At 28.7% G+C, this 19,538-nt stretch carries 15 protein-coding genes; 3 read left to right on the top strand and 12 right to left on the bottom strand.

The features are described 5' to 3' along the window. Positions 1-3: 3 nt before the first annotated feature. From MPAN_RS03360 to MPAN_RS03325, 8 genes are all read right to left on the bottom strand, one after another. Positions 4-972, bottom strand: a complete 969-nt coding sequence (locus MPAN_RS03360; RefSeq protein ID WP_176238604.1) for a Gfo/Idh/MocA family protein — start codon at positions 970-972, stop codon at positions 4-6. Positions 973-990: 18 nt separating this feature from the next. Beyond that, positions 991-1,728, bottom strand: coding sequence for a flavodoxin family protein (locus MPAN_RS03355; protein ID WP_176238603.1), 738 nt, complete (start codon positions 1,726-1,728; stop codon positions 991-993). Between the two features lie 25 nt (positions 1,729-1,753). Next, entirely contained in the window at positions 1,754-3,868 is a 2,115-nt protein-coding gene (locus MPAN_RS03350) for a family 2 glycosyl transferase (RefSeq protein ID WP_176238602.1), read from the bottom strand. Positions 3,869-3,975: 107 nt separating this feature from the next. Further along, positions 3,976-4,377, bottom strand: coding sequence for a hypothetical protein (locus MPAN_RS03345; protein ID WP_176238601.1), 402 nt, complete (start codon positions 4,375-4,377; stop codon positions 3,976-3,978). 42 nt (positions 4,378-4,419) lie between these two features. Next, complete coding sequence (locus MPAN_RS03340; RefSeq protein WP_176238600.1) at positions 4,420-4,932, bottom strand: SOUL family heme-binding protein; 513 nt, start codon at positions 4,930-4,932, stop codon at positions 4,420-4,422. 33 nt (positions 4,933-4,965) lie between these two features. Continuing rightward, positions 4,966-5,811: a DUF6962 family protein gene (locus MPAN_RS03335; RefSeq protein WP_176238599.1), complete on the bottom strand. Its 846-nt coding sequence runs from the start codon at positions 5,809-5,811 to the stop codon at positions 4,966-4,968. Between the two features lie 129 nt (positions 5,812-5,940). Further along, complete coding sequence (locus MPAN_RS03330; RefSeq protein WP_176238598.1) at positions 5,941-7,401, bottom strand: flotillin family protein; 1,461 nt, start codon at positions 7,399-7,401, stop codon at positions 5,941-5,943. A 12-nt stretch (positions 7,402-7,413) separates the two neighbouring features. Then, positions 7,414-8,022, bottom strand: a complete 609-nt coding sequence (locus MPAN_RS03325; RefSeq protein ID WP_176238597.1) for an NfeD family protein — start codon at positions 8,020-8,022, stop codon at positions 7,414-7,416. Between the two features lie 208 nt (positions 8,023-8,230). Here MPAN_RS03325 and MPAN_RS03320 point away from each other — a divergent pair, with 208 nt between their 5' ends. After that, positions 8,231-9,553 (top strand): ferredoxin reductase family protein, encoded by a 1,323-nt coding sequence (locus tag MPAN_RS03320; RefSeq protein WP_176238596.1) that lies wholly within the window; start codon positions 8,231-8,233, stop codon positions 9,551-9,553. A 41-nt stretch (positions 9,554-9,594) separates the two neighbouring features. Here the strand turns inward: MPAN_RS03320 and MPAN_RS03315 are convergent, their stop codons facing one another. Further along, complete coding sequence (locus tag MPAN_RS03315) at positions 9,595-10,959, bottom strand: sensor histidine kinase (RefSeq protein ID WP_176238595.1); 1,365 nt, start codon at positions 10,957-10,959, stop codon at positions 9,595-9,597. Next, the gene (locus tag MPAN_RS03310; RefSeq protein ID WP_176238594.1) at positions 10,956-11,630 is read right to left on the bottom strand and encodes a response regulator transcription factor; all 675 of its coding nucleotides are present in this window, start codon (positions 11,628-11,630) and stop codon (positions 10,956-10,958) included. The genes MPAN_RS03315 and MPAN_RS03310 overlap by 4 nt, the downstream gene beginning before the upstream one ends. A gap of 153 nt (positions 11,631-11,783) precedes the next feature. Here MPAN_RS03310 and MPAN_RS03305 point away from each other — a divergent pair, with 153 nt between their 5' ends. Then, positions 11,784-12,608 carry a cytochrome b5 domain-containing protein gene (locus MPAN_RS03305; protein WP_231756811.1) on the top strand — a complete coding sequence of 275 codons (825 nt, stop codon included), beginning with the start codon at positions 11,784-11,786 and terminating at the stop codon, positions 12,606-12,608. 104 nt (positions 12,609-12,712) lie between these two features. Here the strand turns inward: MPAN_RS03305 and MPAN_RS03300 are convergent, their stop codons facing one another. Next, positions 12,713-14,053 (bottom strand): sensor domain-containing diguanylate cyclase, encoded by a 1,341-nt coding sequence (locus MPAN_RS03300; protein ID WP_176238593.1) that lies wholly within the window; start codon positions 14,051-14,053, stop codon positions 12,713-12,715. 33 nt (positions 14,054-14,086) lie between these two features. Further along, positions 14,087-18,250: a PAS domain S-box protein gene (locus tag MPAN_RS03295; RefSeq protein WP_176238592.1), complete on the bottom strand. Its 4,164-nt coding sequence runs from the start codon at positions 18,248-18,250 to the stop codon at positions 14,087-14,089. A gap of 345 nt (positions 18,251-18,595) precedes the next feature. Between MPAN_RS03295 and MPAN_RS03290 the strand changes: the two genes are divergently transcribed. After that, positions 18,596-19,519 (top strand): oxidoreductase, encoded by a 924-nt coding sequence (locus tag MPAN_RS03290; protein WP_176238591.1) that lies wholly within the window; start codon positions 18,596-18,598, stop codon positions 19,517-19,519. Positions 19,520-19,538 lie beyond the last annotated feature (19 nt).

Below are 19,538 nucleotides of genomic sequence, written 5' to 3'. Positions count from 1 at the left end.
TTATCAATCTTCAAACGGATATTTTAATCCAAAAACTTTTCTTGTTCTATCAAGTAGTTTCATGCTCTTTCTAGTTTGCTCATGTGTCATGATATCATTTTCTAAAAGTCCATCTTCAATTGTTTTTGAAAAAGCTTCTATTTCGTACTCAAATCCTCCTGATACATGCGGGAAATAATAAGTTTTATCCTTGATAATTACTTTTTCACTTTTATGGAAATGATCAACAACTATATTTCCTTTTTCAAATTCAAAAACACTAGGTGCATCTAAAACTTCCATAAATGATGAAATAAGTTTTGCGCTAGATCCATCATCAAAAACAAAATCAACAATTGATTTAGTATCTACACCAGTATGATGAAATTCAGCTTTGGCTTTGATTGTTTTAACTGAACTATCAGTTAAATTTAGTGTATAAGATAATGGATATATCCCCATATCTAATAAGCATCCTCCTGCAAGGTTCATATTAAACAATCTACCCGTATCTCCACCGATATGTCTTAAATCTTGTCCAAACTCTATATATGCATGTTTAAGCTTTCCTAATACACCTGAATGAACTACTTCTCTTAGTTTAATAGTTGCTGGTAAGAACTTAGTCCACATCGCTTCCATCAAAAGAACTTTATTTTTCTGAGAAGATACGACCATATCTTCAAATTGTTGTGAGTTCACAGCAATTGGCTTTTCACATAACACATGTTTTTTATGATTCATAAACATAATGGATTGTTCTTTATGAAAGCTATGTGGTGTTGCGATATATACAGCATCTATTAAATCACTTTCAGCCATTTTTTCATAACTATCAAAAGCATAATCTAAATTAAATTTATCTTTAAATTTATTAGCTCTTTCAAGATCTCTTGATGCAATAGCAACTGCTTTTGCATTTTTAACACTTTTAATATCTGTAGCAAACTTTTCAGCTATGCCTCCAGCTCCAACAATACCAAATCTAATCATATGTTTATTTTCCTTTCTTTATACCGTTTTATTTTTTGAAATTATATTTTGTAAAAATTTATAATATAGATATCCCAATAATCTAGTTACTATATTAATTCTACATGTATAAAAATATGGTTTATCCATATACCCTTTTTCTTCCCAAAAAGTTTTATCAAGCGGCAGTATTTCTGATGCAAGTACTTTTTGTGTATGAAATTCAAAGATTTGTTTCATAGATGGTCGATATTTTATTATATTGTCTTTATTTGAATACTTTTTAAATTTATCAAGTTTTTTTATTTTATATGGTTTTTCAAGATTAAATAGCGTTTTATTAATGCTTCCAGCATAAATAACTCCCCATTGCACGGTTAAATCTTTAAAATAGCTCATTAAAGATTTAGTGCCTGTTACTTGTGTTGTTGTTACAAAAAAGATAGGTTTACCAACAATTGGTGATCTGTGATACCATGCACAACCTCTATCAAAAATATTTTTTAGATTTCCTGGAATTTGTCTTAAATAGACAGGAGCGCCAATAATAATACCATCGGCTTCTACCATTTTATCTAAGATTTTAGTAGCATCATCATTAATATGGCAAACTCCTTTTCTTAAGCATTGTTCACAACCCACACATGCTTTGACATCATAGTCAGACACATTAATAAATTCTATAGTATCCCCAGAAAACTCTTTTTCTATTCGTTTTAATAGTCCATATGTATTTTTCTTTCGTGGACTACCGTTTATGATTAATATTTTAGCCAATTTAACATCTCCTTAATAAGTCTTTTTAGTCAATAGTTTCAAAATAAGATTGAATAATATAATAAGATTGTTTTAATCTTTCATGATAAACCGGGTATTCCCAAGAGCTAAGTAGATAGGATCCAAATTGAACATTAATGGCATCTGTATCATCTTTAACGACTGCCCATCCTAAATGAATTGAATCAATCATTTGGCTTGTTAACCATGTATTAGTTTTAATATCACTCATGATTGATTTTGTTGATGGATCAGTGAAATTCAATAATTGCCAAGGAATCTGAAGTTCTATGCTATGATTATTAACATAAAAATCACTTAAAGAATTGTAACTATCACTTGAAGGATTAGCATTACCATAAACTAATTTACCAGTCTCATAATATTGAAAAGGTATGTTTGTTTCTTCCTCTGGTAAATATAGTGGATAAGATAGTGCAAGATTCATAGAATTAAAAACACCTGAGTTTTTAGTATTATCTATCATTGTTTTTTCTAAATAAGTATATCTATATGAATGTAGATATTGAAAAGCATCATAATACTGATCAACTAGTATTCGACTATCATCTTCATCATTGATTTCAATTACAAAATCTGCATCTCTACTAAAAGATATATTTGTATCTATGATATGATCATTACCTTGTCCATCAAGTGTATCTATTGCGATATATAATTTATCTGTATCAAAGTCAAAGTTTTGATCGTTTATTAAAATATATAAGTATCTAGCATCACTTTTAATTGATATATCCTGATTTTCCTGTGTTAAAATCACATCTTGATTAGACCATTCACTCATATCTCCATCTGCATAACTAACACGAGATTCTTCTCCTGGATCAAAAGCCAAAAGTCCAAAGTATTGTTCATTTGTTTGGATATTAGACCAAAATGGTCTTCTATGAGATAAATCATATTGATTGGTATTCCAGGTTCTTTTAAACCATTCATCTTGCCAAGAAAAAATCATAGCGCCTGCATAACCTGACTCATATATATCATGTGCTAAATCAACAACCATTTCACCTTGCATCTCTTCAGAAATGTTACCTTGATTAAACCCAGTATATAGTGCATCATGTGCTTTACCTCTAGATGAAGGTATCCCAAATTCACCAACTACAATAGGCATACTGTGATGATTTTTTAAATCCTCTAAATATCCTTTATAAGGATTTATATTGCCATCGTTATCTATATAATTACTATAAGATAAGCTATAATTCATAAATTCTGGGTAATAAGGATAAATATGATAAGATGCAAAAAAACCAGCTTCATAATTTTCTGTTGCTTTGATATGTTCAACATCAACTGAAACTTCATCTTCACTAACAAACGGTTCATTTGGATGAGATAGCGGATCAGTGGTTAACCAATTCACAAAACTAAGTGGTCTCATATTGTTGTATGTATCTACCTCATATGATATGATTTCCTCTGCAATTTCAGCTAAAAAGATTTCAAATGGTGAACTATCTGGTGTATTGTAAGCATATATTCCTTGAAATGGTATTTTTTCAAAATTGTTTTCATTTGTATTAATAACAAAACCTGGATCCCATTCTAAGCCAAGTAGCCATCCAACCATATACATGGAAACATCTTTAGTATAACTCCCACTAGCAAACCCTGGTCTAATTGGTAATTGTGCATTCCCATTAATAACATCAACTGCTGATTTAGAATCACTAATAAAATTATTTATAATTTTATTATCTTGTCCATAAACATCCAATATATCAACTATATCATCTTCATTAATCCAAACGCCTTGCATAAAATATAATGGTTCTTCTTGGTCTTTATTAAAATCGTATAAAGCATCATAAAAATTAGGGCTCAAAATGGTATAAACACGAACTGTATTTGCGTTCATATCTTTAATCATTTGAAACCATTGAAAATATTCATTTTTTGTAATAGCAAGCTCTCCAGGAAAAAAACCCGGCTTGGTTGCACCAATATTGACACCTTTTAAAAAGATGTCTTGATATTCATTGTCTTTTAAGACTTGTATAGAGTCATTGCCAACTTTTGAGTAAATATGATATTCCTTTTTATTAAAAACAAAAAAAATTAATAACAAAGCAGATATAAGCATAATGATGACTATAAGGATGTATTTTTTCATGTTCTCCTCCGTTATGAATAACTATTTCAATTATACATTATTTTTATGAATACTTATAATAATGCTCTTTTTAAAATTACAAAAAAGTCCCGAAGGACTTTTAAAGTTTATTTTGCTAGTTTTTTGAAATCATAAACACATTTTTTATTTTTTGTTGCTTGAATATGAACAATTTCGCCATCGTTTCTTATGATTTCAATACTTGGATAAATCATATTTCTCCATATTTTTATTTTGTATTTTTCATCAACATTTCCTATGATTGAAACTAAAAATTCATTTTTTCTATGCTTTAAAAAATAAATCACATTATCTTTAACTGATACCATCTGAAGATTTTTATTTTTATAAAATAAATTAGCAGCTGCTGCATTTCTTCCATCTCTTGATTTGTCACCATAGCCAGCAACCCAAATCAATTTTTCATCCAAAAGCTCATTTTTCCTTAAAAAACCTTCCAAATCATTATAATCTGACTTTTTTGATTCAATGTTCTTTACTACATCCATACACTTTCTCCCTTTTATTTTTTTATGATTTCTTAATCTTTATTAATCTCTTGTGACTTGATAAGCAATTTCATTTTTCCTAAATAACGCAGGAACAAATGGTGGGCTATATCTTAAAATAAATCGTGCTGATATAATCGTTAGTTTATTTAATTTAATATACGCTAATAATTTTTGATTATGCTTTTCATAGTTCTTTTCATTCCATGCACCTTTAAACTTAATAACTGCAAATAGAGAAGATTCAATCTCATTGATGAAGACATTGCTTGCAGAAGGTTGTGGCACAGTATCTTTACCATATTTTGATGGTACATAAAACCCTGTAACTAAATTACCCTCATCTTCATATGTAACAACAGGTGTTGTCATACTAATCTTAGTTTTAGATTGATTATTTCCAGATATATATTGAAAAACATTGTTAAATCCAGAATCCTGACGACCATTTTGCTTTGTTTTTGTACTCGCTAATAAGATATTATCATAAGCTCTTATTTGAATATGTCCATCATCTTGAATAATTTTATACTTTAATGTTTCAATTAATGCCATCGCTTTTCTCCTTATATAATTTAATATGTTATCTTATTTTATTATATCTTTATTGTTACGCTTTACTGTTTTATAAATATAATACATCCAATAAATAAGTCCTATATGAAGTACATCATTTGCTGAAAACCAAATCTGATAGTTATTATATAAACTTTCTGGAATACCACTATAAAAATATATAAAATATAACACATTAATGATTAACATTAATGTCCATACAAAAACAAATTTTTTATCTAATGTGTTTGGGTTTCTTTTATTGTTTTTGAAATTAACAACAAAAAATGATACGAAATATAATAAGAAAAATAATAAGAACCATTCATATGTTATCCATAACTTAATCTCAAATATAGTTCCAAATACTAAAGAAATTGTATAAACGATAAATCCAATGTTAATCACCATCAAATAGGTATCCATATATTTTTCATTTAAAGACTTTTTAGCTACAGCATACGCCATCATAGTTATGCTTAATGCAGTCATGTACAAGTAGCTCAATTCAAACCAGCTTGTAAACAAACAAAAAGCCTGTCCACTGCATTTTAACTCATATCCTAAACCTTGATAGGACGTTCCTGCTAAAAGGGTTCCTACACCCCATAAAATGAGTGATATTCCCCAATACTTTTTATATGATGCATCTAATTTATATAGTCTAATTCCGATATAGATAGTTATAATACCAAGTAAATATACAATGAGCGTTGAAGAAGGAACGATTATGATGATGTTTCCAATAGTTATATAAGGTTTCAACTCTAAATACTCAAAAGCTGTTAAATTAGGTGTTTGTAAAAGACTTACTGGAAACAAAAATAACAATAACAATACCACAATACTAACCATGATAATTATATATCTCTTCTTCATTTAATTTACCTCAATATGTTCATTATATAGTTTATTTTACCACATTAAAGTTCATATAATTATAAAAAAAAGGCATGTATCCATACGGAGACATACCTTTTTGTATATTGCTTTATTCAATAAAGATACTTATTTCTTTTTGGTATCTTTAACTGGTGCTTCTTTTACTGGTTCTTCTTTAACTTTTTTTTCTTGGATCTCAACTTTTACTTCTTTAGGAATATCTTTACCTAAAAAGCTAGGAAGTTCCATACCAGTCATTTTAAATAAATCACTCATTGGTGGAACAGCCTTCATTAAACCAGATGCAAAATTTGCAGTTGAAGATTTTCCATCTTCATTTGATCCTGTATCCCAAACAGTAACATTATCAAATTTCAAGTTCTTGATTGCTTCTACTTGAATTTGAACTAAAGTTTCTAATTTATCAGCAATTAAATATTGAATTGCTGAATTTGGATTCTTACCTGCAGCTTGTACAAGTTCATTGAACCCTTGTGCTTGTTTAGAAAGAATTTCTAATGTACCACGAGCTTCTGCTTCCATCTTAGAATAAGTACCATCAGCTTGACCTTTGGCTTCTCTTCTAATTTGTTCTGCGACAGCTTCTGCTTCAATAACTTTCTTTTGTTTATCAATTTCTGATTTAACAATAACATCAGCTTCTAGAGATGCTTTTTCTCTGCTAGCTCTTGCAAGTTCTGCAAGTTTTTCAGCTACATATGATTCTTCTAGTGCTTTTGCTGCTGCAGTTTTTTCTGCTGCAGTTGCTCTTCTTAATGATTCAGCCTCTGTTTCTCTACGACTTGCATTTGATTGTGAAATTTCTCCTAATGATTTATTTTCACCTTCAATTGCTAGTGCATTTGCAGTTGCAACACTAATTCTTTGATCTCTTACAGCTTCTGCTTCACCAATAGAACCATCACGATTCTTTTCAGCTACAGATTTTTTAGCATCATTAATCGCTTTTGCTGCTGCTTCTTTACCTAAAGCTTCAATATATCCTGAATCATCATTGATATCAGTAACGTTAACGTTAATTAGACGAAGTCCAATTTTCTTCAACTCTGATTCAACATTGTCAGAAACAGCTTCTAGGAATTTATCTCTATTGGTATTGATTTCTTCAATATCCATAGTTGCAATAACTAAACGTAATTGTCCAAAGATAATATCTTTTGCAAGTTCTTGAATTTCAGCTAATTTTAAGCCTAATAAACGTTCAGCTGCATTTTGCATTACACTTGGTTCTGTAGAGATACCTACAGTAAATCTTGAAGGTACATCAATACGGATATTTTGACGAGATAATGCTTTTGTCAAATCTACACTAATTGATAATGGTGTTAAATCTAAATATTGGTATGCTTGTATAAATGGATAAACAAACTTAGCCCCACCATGTAGACAATTGGCTGATTTAGATGAACCATCCTTATTATTACCAACTTTACCATAAATTACTAAAATTTTATCCGATGGACATTTTCTAATTCTAGTAACTATAAATACTAATATCATAGCGATAATCACTACGACTGCAATAATTAATCCTATTGCACCTGTTGCATCATAAATTCTAAACATATTATTTCCCCTTTATTTTATTTTTTTCACAACTAATGTTGTGTCATCGATTAAACTAATAATTTCCACTTCTGTTTTTCTTAAAATATCTTCATCTTCATTTGTTATTGCATCTACTTCAACTAGTTTACCTTGATGATTGAAATTAACTTTACCTTTTCCAATTGCATTTTTAGGTATTCTAATATAAACAGTTGCAATTTTCCCAATTGCTGTAGAATAATCTAGATTTCCTGATGATTCTAATTTTAATACAGCTTTCATTGTCATTGCTAATAAAATTGCTGCAATAACACCAGCAACCATACCTATAGCAATTGCTACAATAGGTAACATTGTTTCTGCTAATAAATATGTAGTCCAAGAACCTATACTAAAGAATGCCAATCCACCTCTTATTGTAACAATTCTTAATCCACTGATAGATGCAACAGAATCTGCATTATAAACATCTAAATCTCCAGCATCAAAATCGCCATCAAATGCGACATCCCCATCAAATGAATCTCCACCTTCTATACCAAGCAACATCAGTATGATAAATAATATCATGATCACTGTAGCTATAGTTCCTATTACAAAAGTTAATTGTTGAAGATTACTTAAATTTTCCCACCACATGTAAGCTCCTCCTTATTGTTTTTCATCATTAATATTTTACCACATATTATGAAATATAACATTAATAATTAATGTGTAATCATGTGTTTATTTTAAACATAGAAATATGTAAAATTTTGTAATAACTACTTATTTTAAGTTATTTTTAAAAAATTAATCTTTTTTTAATCTTTAAGTGGTATTGTATTTATGAAAAGGAGTGTTAACTATGAAATTTATCAGAAAAAATTACGGAGCAATCATTTTTATATCCGCTATTTTAATCACAAATGTTTTACTATGGTTTTTCTCTATGAAAGCAGATTTCTATAATAATAGTGCAATTTTAGTCTCTATATCAGGATCTACGCTTCTTATGGGTTTTTTAATCGTATTTCTTCTCTCTACAAGAATGAAATGGCTAGTTAATGTCTTTGGCGGTTTAGAAAACGTTTATTTTTGGCATAGACTTATAGCTATTTCAACAACAGCAGCTATTTTTGTACATGGCCTTATCTCAGAAGATATCGGTATATTTAACAATGTTAATATACCTATCATAGGAAGTGCTAGTGGTGCTGGTGAATTATCAAGAAATCTATTTTTATTTTTAATCGCTGCAGCTCTTTTAGCTAAATTTTTAAAATACGAACATTTTAGATTTATTCATCGCTTCTTAGTGATTCCCTATTTAATCGGTCTTTATCATGGCTTTTTCACATCTTGGGTAAATTTATTTTCATTTGATCTATTATCTATTTGGATGATCACAACATCTGTTATTGGACTAGGATCTTCTTTATATATGTTATTGATTTATCAAACATCGGCATTTAGCAATAAAGGTATTATCGTTGATAAAAAACTCCTTAATGAAAGCATGATAGAACTAAAAGTATTAATGGAAAAAGAATATCAATTTAAATCTGGTCAATTTGCTTTTATTAAAGTAAGAGATCATAAAATCAGTCAAGCTTCACATCCATTTTCTATTTCTGGACAAGATGGAAAATATATTTATTTCACGATTAAAACCTTAGGTGATTTCACAGATTCCTTAGTATCATCTTTGACTATACCAACAAGAATTAATATCACTAAACCTTATGGTTCAATGACATTTAAACCAAAAACCAATGCTCAACTTTGGGTAGCTGGTGGTATTGGTGTTACACCATTTTTAGGTTATTTAAGAAGTGAAAATAAAATTAATACACCTATTCATCTCATCTATTCAGTTAGAAATGAAGCTGAAGCTGTGCATCTTGAAACCTTTAATGAAATTTCAAAACAAAATAAAAACTTTAAATTTACACTATTTGATTCATCTAAACAAGGATTCATTTCTTCTACTCATTTAGGTCTTACAGATGATACAACACTTTATATGTGTGGTCCTAGACCAATGGTTCAATCACTAAAAAAACAAGTATCTAAACAACATCCAAATGTTTCTATAGTTTATGAAGCATTTAGCTTTACTGGGACTTTGGTAGATGATGTTTTAAAACTCCTAAAAAAATATATTCGCATATTAAAACCTAAGCATTAAATAGATATAAAAGAAAAAAGTCTTTTTAAAAAGACTTTTTTTTATGCTTTTTCTTTATCTAAAGGTAAATAAATTTTAAATGTAGTTCCTTGGCTTTCAATGCTATTTACTTGTATATCTCCACCATGTATTTTAATAACTTCTTTAACTAAAGCCAATCCTAGACCAAAACTAAATTCATTTTGTGTTCTTGATTCTTCTGTTTGATAAAAAGCATCAAATATTTTAGGTAGATTTTCTTTAGAAATCCCGATTCCACTATCTGTGATGTATGTGACTAATTTATGTGATTCAATTTCAAACTTAATATGTATTTCTCCATGATCTTGATTATATTTAATTGCGTTTGTTATCAAATTAGAAAATACTCGAATCATCATCGTTTGATTACATAAAACAAAGGTTTCAAATGAAGGTTTATCTATATTAAGTTTAATATTTTTTTCTTTTAAACTTTTAGAAAATGAGTCTGAAGTAAATGCAATCATTTCATATAGACTTATGGATTCCATATCATCTTTTGATAATTGTCTTGTGCGTGTTATTTCTAGTAGTTGAGTAACAACGTTTTCCATAAAAGATATTTGTTGTATAATTGTTTTTATATCTGCTTTTTGACTAGAATTTTCTGCTTTTTTAAGCATATATTCTGCTTGAGCTTGCATCACAGTTAAAGGAGTTCTAAGTTCATGTGAAACATTTGAAGAGAATTGTTTTTCTCGATTCATAGATTGTTCAACTCGATCAAGCATTTGATTAACCATATCAGCTAATTCATAGACTTCATCTTTTGCAGAAGATGTTTCAATACGTTTTGAATAGTCTTCTTGTTCTTTAATAATAGATGCGGTTTTATATATGTTTTTAATAGGTGCAAATGAACGCTTAATAATAATATATCCACCTATGGTCGCAAATAGAATAATAATAGGAGATAAAATCCCAGCAATCATAATAACTTGAGAAATAGAATTCATCATCGGATTCATATCATAAATGCCTCTTAATACATATCCATCTTCTATTGCCATATCATAGACTAACCAATTCATTGAATTAGATTCAATAGATTGAAATTCATTAATTTGAATGGGTGTCGCTCCATCAAAGGTATCAGGCGAATCACCAAATGCAATATTGTTATTTTCGTATACTAAAAATGCTACACCGTCATGATAAAAACTAAATTGTTCGTCATCTTCATCTTCTTCTATATAAATACCATCATCTTCGATTTTAATACTATCTGCTATTTCCACAGTCGCATTTTTAACATCAACACTTGCTTGATCAGTTAAAATTTGAGATGCAGATGTTCTAAGAAAATAAAAATCAAAAATAATAAGAACTGCAAAAAATAAAGTATACCAGAAGATGATTTTCATTTTTATTGACCAATTTTTCATTTTTCAATCCTCATGACATATCCAAATCCTCTGATTGTATGAATTAATTTGGTCTTTTGATCATTATCAATTTTCTTTCTTAAAAATCTTATATATACATCAATAACATTTGAATATCCATCATAATCATAATTAGATGTCGCACTTTCAAGTCGTTCTCTTGATAAAACAACATCCTTATGAATCATTAAATATTCTAATAGTAAATATTCTTTTTTGGTTAACTTGGTTTCCTTATCTCCACGCTTTACTAACTTTAAAGTTCGATTTACAGTTAGATCTCCAAGTGTTAAAATATTTTGGATTTCAATATCAGTTCTTCTTAATAGTGAACGTATTCTCGCTTCTAGTTCTTCAAAAGCAAAAGGCTTTACTAAGTAATCATCTGCACCATAATCTAGACCTTTCACACGATCATCAACTGAATCTTTTGCAGTTAACAACATAACTTTAGTTGCATTTTTTTCATTTCTGATTTGCTTTAATAAATCTAAACCATTAAGTTTTGGTATCATGATATCAAGAACAATGAGATCATAGTTATTATATGTAATAAAGTCAAGAGCTTCTAATCCATCTTTAGCATCATCAATTACATAACCAGCTTCATTTAGTCTTTTCTTTAAAATATTGCGTAAATCTGATTGATCTTCTACAATTAAAATTTTCATGAAGTTTTTCACCTCTTTATCTCACGTCTATATACTTAATTATAACATTTAAGATTAAAATTAGATTAAAATGACTTCTTTAATAGTTTTTTAATCTTGTTTTAATGTTGAATATGTAGAATGAGAGTATCAAAATTAAAAAGGAGATCTATTATGAAAAAAATTATATTTCTAAGTTTTATGATTATGACCAGTTTATTATTAGTAAGTTGTGATACCGCAACAGCTTTGTTAGATCAAAATTCTGTTAACATTGAATCACTTCAAGTATATACATTAGATGAGTTATCACAATATTCAGGTGCAAATGGTTCAACTGCTTATATAGCAGTAGATGGTATTGTTTATGATGTAACTAATGAGTTTGTTAACGGGACACATCAAGGTTTTCAAATTGGTGGAACTGATGCTACTGCAATATTTGCAGCAAGTCCTCATAGTGCTTCTTTATTAGCTACACTTCCAATCGTTGGAACTATTGGTGATGCTTCAATTTCTGTAAATACTGAACCTAATAATACAGTACCTTCGACTTCTAATACAAATACTACAACTACCAGTGAAGCTCTTCCAGTATTTTCATTAACTGAATTAGCTCAATACACTGGAGCAAATGGTTCAACTGCTTATATTTCAGTAAATGGTGTAGTCTATGATGTTACTAATGAGTTTTCAAATGGGACACATCAAGGCCTTCAAATTGGTGGAACTGATGCTACTGCTGTATTTGCTTCAAGTCCTCATAGTGCTTCATTGTTAGCAACACTCCAAGTTGTTGGTTCACTTGAAGGTTCTGCACTTATTTATACAGATAGTGTAAGTGTGACCGATCCTACAAATAACAATTACGATAACGACGATGATTATGATGACGATGATTATGATGACGATGATTATGATGACGATGATTATGATGCCGATGACTATGATGATGATTATGATGATGATTATGATGATGATGATGAAATTGATGATTAATATAATTTGTAGTCATTTTATTTAAATATAAGAAAGTAGACATTTATTATAAAAGTGTCTACTTTTTTTGTACTCTTTGTCAAAAAAAATAGACAAATTAATGTCTATTTTATAGTCGCTTTATTTCTTCCGTTTTCTTTTGAAAAATATAAATTAGTATCAGCTTGTTCTACTAATTTTTCAATGTCATCAATATCAAATTCAGGATAACTAGTACCGCCAATTGATATTGTTACATTAATATTTTGATTATTATATTGTACAGTATGCTCTTCAACATATCTTCTAATCTTCTCAGAGACCCTTTTCAAACCTTCGATTGATGCTCCTGGTAGAATAGCAAGAAATTCTTCTCCACCATATCTAACTAAAATATCTCCTTTACGGATATTATCTTTGATAATACTAGAAATATTAATTAACACTTGATCTCCAACAATATGACCATAGGTATCATTAACTTTTTTAAAGAAATCGATATCTAACATTAAAATACCTAATGGATTAACTGTGCGAACAGATCTAGCAAACTCTTCTTTTAATCTATCCATACCAAATCTACGGTTATATGTCTTTGTTAAAGGATCTAGGATAGCTAATTTTTCTAATTTATCATGAATAATTGCATTATGCATACCTAATGATAATCCATGTGTATATACACTGAGTTCATCTAGTACTTGCTTATCATATGCTTTTAATGAAGCAAGTAAAATAACCCCTAATACATTATTTTTATAGATGACTGGTTCAACTAAAATAGCTTTTGGTTTAAAATCTACAAGACCTGCTTCAATGATAACATCTTCTGATAAATCAAACAATATACGCTTCCTAGAAGAAAAACATTTATGAATAACTTCAAGATTAGTTAAGTCTTCAGGATTTTTTATTAAATGTGAACTAGAGACTTCGATTTCTCCACCTTTGTCAATAAGTACAACTCCAGCAGAAGATTCGGAATAGCCAATCAAATGTTCTAATGCTTTTTCAGATAATTTTTCTAAGTCTAATTCATTAGTGAATATTTCAGTGAAATTTCTAATTGATGATTCGCTTTTTAAGATAGTCAAAAACGATTTAACTAATTCATTAAAGGATTCACTAGCTTCACCAATAACATCCTGGCTATCAACTGTAATCATACATTTACCCATGCATTCACTATCACTTAATTCACTAGCATTATGTAGATTTTTATTTACATAGGTCATGCTATCAGATAGAATTTTTAATCTTTTCCCGACAACACCTCGCACAATAAATATGTTAATTAATCCAACAAATAGACCTGCAGACAAGCAAGACATGATAAATACAGTGTCAATATATTCTGAAGGGATACCAATTAGTTCTATAAATATAAGAAATATGACTCCAATTATTACTCCAAATCCCATCATATAGATTGCTAAATCAGTAAAAACTCTTTTTGTTATTCTCATACCTACCCTCCTGCCTCTAAATAATGTTGTTAATTACACGTTTAATATTTTCCATTCTTCTTTTAAAACCTTTTCTACGAATGTTTTTGCTAAACTTTCATCAAATTGAGATCCTGAACATCTTATGATTTCTTCAACTGTTTCTCTCTGTGACATTTTATCTTTATAAACTCTTACAGCTGTCATTGCTTCATATGCATCTATGATACATATAATTCTAGAAAACATCGGAATGTCAAGACCTTTTTTACCGCTAGGATATCCTTTTCCATCCCATCTCTCATGATGATGAAGTGCATGAATTGCAAGATCAGAATACTCATCAGCAGCTCTTAAAATTTGGTAAGATATTTCAGGATGTGTTTTAATAACTTCAAATTCTTCTTTAGTTAATCTGCCAGGCTTATTTAAAATAGCATCAGGTATTGAAATCTTTCCTATATCATGATACATACCAGCTTGTTCTAACTCTTTAATATCTTCTTCTTTGAGTTTTAAAACCTCTCCCATTTTTTTACATAACCGACTAACTTTTTTAGAATGAATTCTCTCTTCAGTATACTTATCAGTTAAAGTTCTTAAAATAGCTTTAATTGCCTTATTTCTCATACTCGCGCCTTCAGTAATTTTATGTCTATACATATTGTTTTCGGCTAATTTTAAAATTTTATCAAGATCATTTTGATTTGAATCACTTTTTAATTCCGAGCCTATAGCAAGAGATAAAGCTACATTTCGAACTTTTATATTTTTAGCATTTTCTTTTATGGTTTGTTTAATATCTTCTAATTTATCTTGTTTTATATTTGGAAAAACAATTGCAAATTCATCTCCACCTATTCGACAGATGATATCTTCTTTTCTACTCGATTTAAATAAAATTTCTGAAACTTTCTTTAATACAATATCTCCAATATTATGTCCATAAGCATCATTTATAATTTTTAATCCATTAACATCTATCATCATAATACCTAAAGGATAATATTGCTCATGATTTAAAGCATGATACGACTCAGAAAAATAACGACGATTATATAACCCTGTTAAATAATCATGATTACTTAAATAAGTGATTTCATCTTGTTTAATCTTTTCAAGTGAAATGTCTGTAAAACTAATAACTACCTCGATAAGACTATGATTATCATTAAAAATAGGCACTCCATTAACTGAAACCCACGTCAGCGTATTATTAAGAATATGTTTAATTCCTATAATATAATCTTTAAGAGGCTGTTTAGTTTCTAAAATAATATTAATCGGATATAATTCTTTATTTAATTTATTAGACTTCGAATCTGTGAAATGAAATTTATTTGATGTTGCTTTCTTTCCGTTTAACTCATCATGTCCTAAAACTAACAATTCTTCAGCTCGCTTATTGAAAGAAATAATAGTTGAATCAGGTGCATGGATGACAATACCAGCATCTAAGTTATTTACAAGCTGACGATATCTCATTTCGCTTTCTCTTAATTTACTATTTGCGATATTTATTTCTGTAATATCACTTACTGTGCAATGGGTTTGTTGAAATTTATTATTTTTATTATATGCGATATTACCATCAAATCCAACTTCAATTTGTTTACCTTCTTTTGTCAACATCATAAATTCAGAATGAATTGTACCATTCTTTTTAAATGTATTAAATTTCTTTCCAAACATTCTTTTATAATTAGGGACTAATAGATCACCAAAAGATTTACCAATGACTTCTGCTTTTTTATACCCAAAAATTTCTACCCATTTTTGATTAACCTCTAAAAAACATCCGTTAGCATCTAAAGATTGATATCCGAATGGGGCTTTTTCAAATAAATTTCTAAATCTTTTCTCGCTATCTTTTAGTTCATCAAGCGTGATGTTCATTTCTGTAATATCTTCTCCAGAACTTAAAACACCAATGATTTTACCTTCTGAGTTAAATAACATTGAATTATTCCATAAAATATCTCTTTGTTCGCCTTTAACATTTATAATTGAATTTTCATATCTACTAACAAAATTGCTTGATTCAATAAATATGCTTTTAAATATTTTTTTTACATCTTTTATTTGATTTTTAGGTATAAAATTGTCAAACCAATTTTTCCCAAGTATGTCTTTTTCATTTGCTCCTAATAGTTCACACCCTTTTTTATTAATAAGTGTAACTCTTCCATTTTGATCTAAAACTAAAATCATAACTCCGGCAATATTTAAATACTCTTGAGCCAATTCTTTTTCATTTTTTAATGCTTTTTCATCTCTTAGTCTTTCTGATATATCTCTAAAATTTACCACAGCACCTATGAGTTTTCCATCTTTAAATTGTGGGTTTGCTGTAAATTCAACATGTAATTTAGAGCCATCTTTTTTCCATAATACACTTTCGCCTATATTTCCTTTTTCTCCTATTAAAACTGCGTGTTCAACATCACATTCATCCTCTGGATATTTTGTTCCATTAGAATAATGATGGTGGATTGTATTATGTATGTTTTTTCCTAAAAAGAAATCTTCTTTTTCATAACCTAATAATCTTAAAAAACTTTTGTTGACAAATGTACATTTATTGTTTAAATCTACACCATACATCCCATCAGTTGTAGAATTTAGAATTAATTTATAATTATCATTGCTATCTTGTATTTGTCTTATTCTATTGACTCTCTCTGTAATGTTTTTCGCATATGCTGTAACGCCTATTATAGTACCTTTTTCATCTTTAATTGGACTATAGATCGTTTCAAAAGTATTAATTTCTACATCACCAAATTTTTCAACCGTCATATGAGATGTACCAAACAAGGCTTTATCATAATTTAATTTAGCTTTTTTGATATCCTCTTCTGAAGTCATAAAGTCAAATAGGCAGTCTCCTATTTTAATATGCGCATTATAAGAATATATCATTGATTGTCTATGAGCCTCATTAAAGAATAAATAATTATAATCTTTATCAAGAGATAATATAATCATATCTACTGGACTATTAAGACTTGCATCTAATAAGATATGTGTATGTTTAAGTTCTTCCACTAAGTTTTCTATTTCATTTTGCGATCTATATTTTTCAGTATAATCTCTAAAAACTAAAACTGCTCCAATTACTTCTCCACTACTTAATATAATAGGTGCAGCACTATCAGCAATAGGACGTTCTTTTCCATCTTTTGATCTTAAAACTGTATGATTTGCTAATTGATGAATAGTTCCTTTTTCGATTACTTTTCTAACAATATTTTCACTTGCTACACCGGTTAGTTCGTTAAATATAGTAAATACGTCTTCAATTTTTCTACCTAAAGCATCTTTTTTTGTCCAACCAGTTAAATTTTCAGCAATTTTATTAATTAAAGTGATTTCTCCAATTTGATTTGTACAAATGACACCATCACCTACAGAAAGTAATGTTGCTTCAAGTAGTAATCTTTCTTTAACTAACGCTTGAATAGCATTTTTCTCTTCAGTAACATCAATAGCAACACTCATTGCCAGTTTACGATTATCAGCAGTTTCACCTATATATGCTGAATAAAAATCCCACAATAATTGCTTATGATCTTTGGTGTTAATTAAAAACTCTCCATCATGCTGAGATTCATTTAAGTTATATAATTTATTGATAAAATTTTTTACATCATTATGCTTTGTCCCATAAGCTGCTTTGGTCCATTTATCTACTGTTGAAATATCATTATATTTATAACCTGATAAGTTTTCCCATGCATCACTTATATTTAAAACAGCTCCATCACTGCGATGTATCATAATTGGTATAGGAGCGTTTTGAATAACATTAGCAAAAACATTCTCTAATTTTGAGAAGTCTTTCTCTTGTTTTACTTTACTAGTAATATCTGTGAAAACAGTTATAAAAAAGCCTTTTTTTGGAGAAAAAGCTTCTATTTTATACCACTTTTTTAATGGTTCAGAATAAGACTCAAATGTTTCTAATTTATTATTTAAAGCTATATCTCCATAAAATGAAATCCATTCAAATTTATCTTTAGTAATGTTAGGAATAACTTCTAATACAGTTTTTCCAATAATGTTCTTACTTAAAAGACCTGTGAAAGACTCAAAAGCTGAATTAACTTCAATAAACCTATAATCACAAGGGTTTCCAGTGTCATCTAAAATAATTTCATGGTAAGCATAGCCAATTGGTGATTGGTAAAGGATATCTTTATAAAAACTTTTGTTCATAATCTATCTCCTTTTAATTAAAAATGCATTTTTATGTAGTCTTTATCAAATGCTTAAATAACCTAACTTATTAAAAAAATAAAGTACCTGAATTGTTTATTTAATTGTATTTATATACTAGTTGTATATTTATTTTACCATAATAACAGTTGTTTTAATCTTGTTTATTTAAAAAATAAAGTATTTCAATTCTATTTAATTTTTGTATATAACATAATCAAAATTACTTATCACTAGACTTATGATCGATTATAAGTAAGTTAATATATTTTTTTTTGCATGACCCTTGATATTCTATTAAGGAAAGCATACAATTACTTTAGTATATTTATTTAAGGAGAAATTATGAAAAACATTGATTTTAATATAACTGAAATTAAAGATTTAAATAAAAAAATCATTATCGTAACAGGTGCTAATAGTGGTTTAGGACTAGAGGCAACTAAGATTTTTGCATCTAAAGGTGCTACTATCATTATGGCTTGTCGTTCAATTGAAAGAGCTAATGAGGCTAGAGATTTAATACTCAAGGAAAATAAAAACGCAAAGCTAGTGCCTATGGATCTTGATTTGGGTAGTTTAAAAAGCATAAAAGCTTTTGCTAAAGATTTCAAAAATAAATATGATCAATTAGACATCTTATTGAATAATGCAGGAGTTATGACCATACCTTATGGAAAAACGACTGACGGATTTGAAATACAAAATGGTGTTAATCATTTAGGCCATTTTGCATTAACTGCTCAGTTATTTGATGTGATTAAACAAACGAAAGCTTCTAGAATCGTCAACGTTTCAAGTCTTGCACATAGACAAGGTAAGATGGATTTTGATAATTACCTTTTTGAAAAAGGTGGATATAAAAAAATGAAATCATATGCTAAATCTAAATTATCAAATTTATTGTTTACTTATGAACTAGATAGAAAAATAAAAGAAAAAGGGTATGATATCAAGGTATTAGCAGCTCATCCTGGTGTATCATCTACAAATCTAGGGCGCCATATTCAAGGTAAAAATAGCAGTAATCCATTTTTAAAATTCGCACTTAGATTTGGGCAACCGCCACACTTAGGCTGCTTACCAGAAGTTAGAGCTGCATTAGATGAAAATGCTCAAAGTGGTCAATATTATGGACCTAGTGGACTCACTGGAATGAAGGGCCGTCCAGTAATAGTCAAATCAAGTAAAAGATCTCACAATATCAATGATGCAAAAACATTATGGAATCTTTCAGAAACATTAACACATGTTAAGTTTGAAGTATAACTTTATATATAAATAAAAA

It is taken from the genome of Mariniplasma anaerobium, assembly GCF_016865445.1.
In the GTDB taxonomy this organism is placed as follows: domain Bacteria; phylum Bacillota_I; class Bacilli_A; order Acholeplasmatales; family Acholeplasmataceae; genus Mariniplasma; species Mariniplasma anaerobium.
The sequence above is the reverse complement of the archived record's forward strand: the minus strand, read 5'-3'. Positions and strand labels throughout refer to the sequence as shown.

Bases quoted from the DNA above. Each gene is read 5' to 3' on its own strand.
- MPAN_RS03360 (WP_176238604.1), bottom strand. From the start codon at position 972: ATGATTAGATTTGGTATTGTTGGAGCTGGAGGCATAGCTGAAAAGTTT.
- MPAN_RS03350 (WP_176238602.1), bottom strand. From the start codon at position 3,868: ATGAAAAAATACATCCTTATAGTCATCATTATGCTTATATCTGCTTTG.
- MPAN_RS03345 (WP_176238601.1), bottom strand. From the start codon at position 4,377: ATGGATGTAGTAAAGAACATTGAATCAAAAAAGTCAGATTATAATGAT.
- MPAN_RS03340 (WP_176238600.1), bottom strand. From the start codon at position 4,932: ATGGCATTAATTGAAACATTAAAGTATAAAATTATTCAAGATGATGGA.
- MPAN_RS03335 (WP_176238599.1), bottom strand. From the start codon at position 5,811: ATGAAGAAGAGATATATAATTATCATGGTTAGTATTGTGGTATTGTTA.
- MPAN_RS03330 (WP_176238598.1), bottom strand. From the start codon at position 7,401: ATGTTTAGAATTTATGATGCAACAGGTGCAATAGGATTAATTATTGCA.
- MPAN_RS03325 (WP_176238597.1), bottom strand. From the start codon at position 8,022: ATGTGGTGGGAAAATTTAAGTAATCTTCAACAATTAACTTTTGTAATA.
- MPAN_RS03320 (WP_176238596.1), top strand. From the start codon at position 8,231: ATGAAATTTATCAGAAAAAATTACGGAGCAATCATTTTTATATCCGCT.
- MPAN_RS03315 (WP_176238595.1), bottom strand. From the start codon at position 10,959: ATGAAAAATTGGTCAATAAAAATGAAAATCATCTTCTGGTATACTTTA.
- MPAN_RS03310 (WP_176238594.1), bottom strand. From the start codon at position 11,630: ATGAAAATTTTAATTGTAGAAGATCAATCAGATTTACGCAATATTTTA.
- MPAN_RS03305 (WP_231756811.1), top strand. From the start codon at position 11,784: ATGAAAAAAATTATATTTCTAAGTTTTATGATTATGACCAGTTTATTA.
- MPAN_RS03300 (WP_176238593.1), bottom strand. From the start codon at position 14,053: ATGAGAATAACAAAAAGAGTTTTTACTGATTTAGCAATCTATATGATG.
- MPAN_RS03295 (WP_176238592.1), bottom strand. From the start codon at position 18,250: ATGAACAAAAGTTTTTATAAAGATATCCTTTACCAATCACCAATTGGC.
- MPAN_RS03290 (WP_176238591.1), top strand. From the start codon at position 18,596: ATGAAAAACATTGATTTTAATATAACTGAAATTAAAGATTTAAATAAA.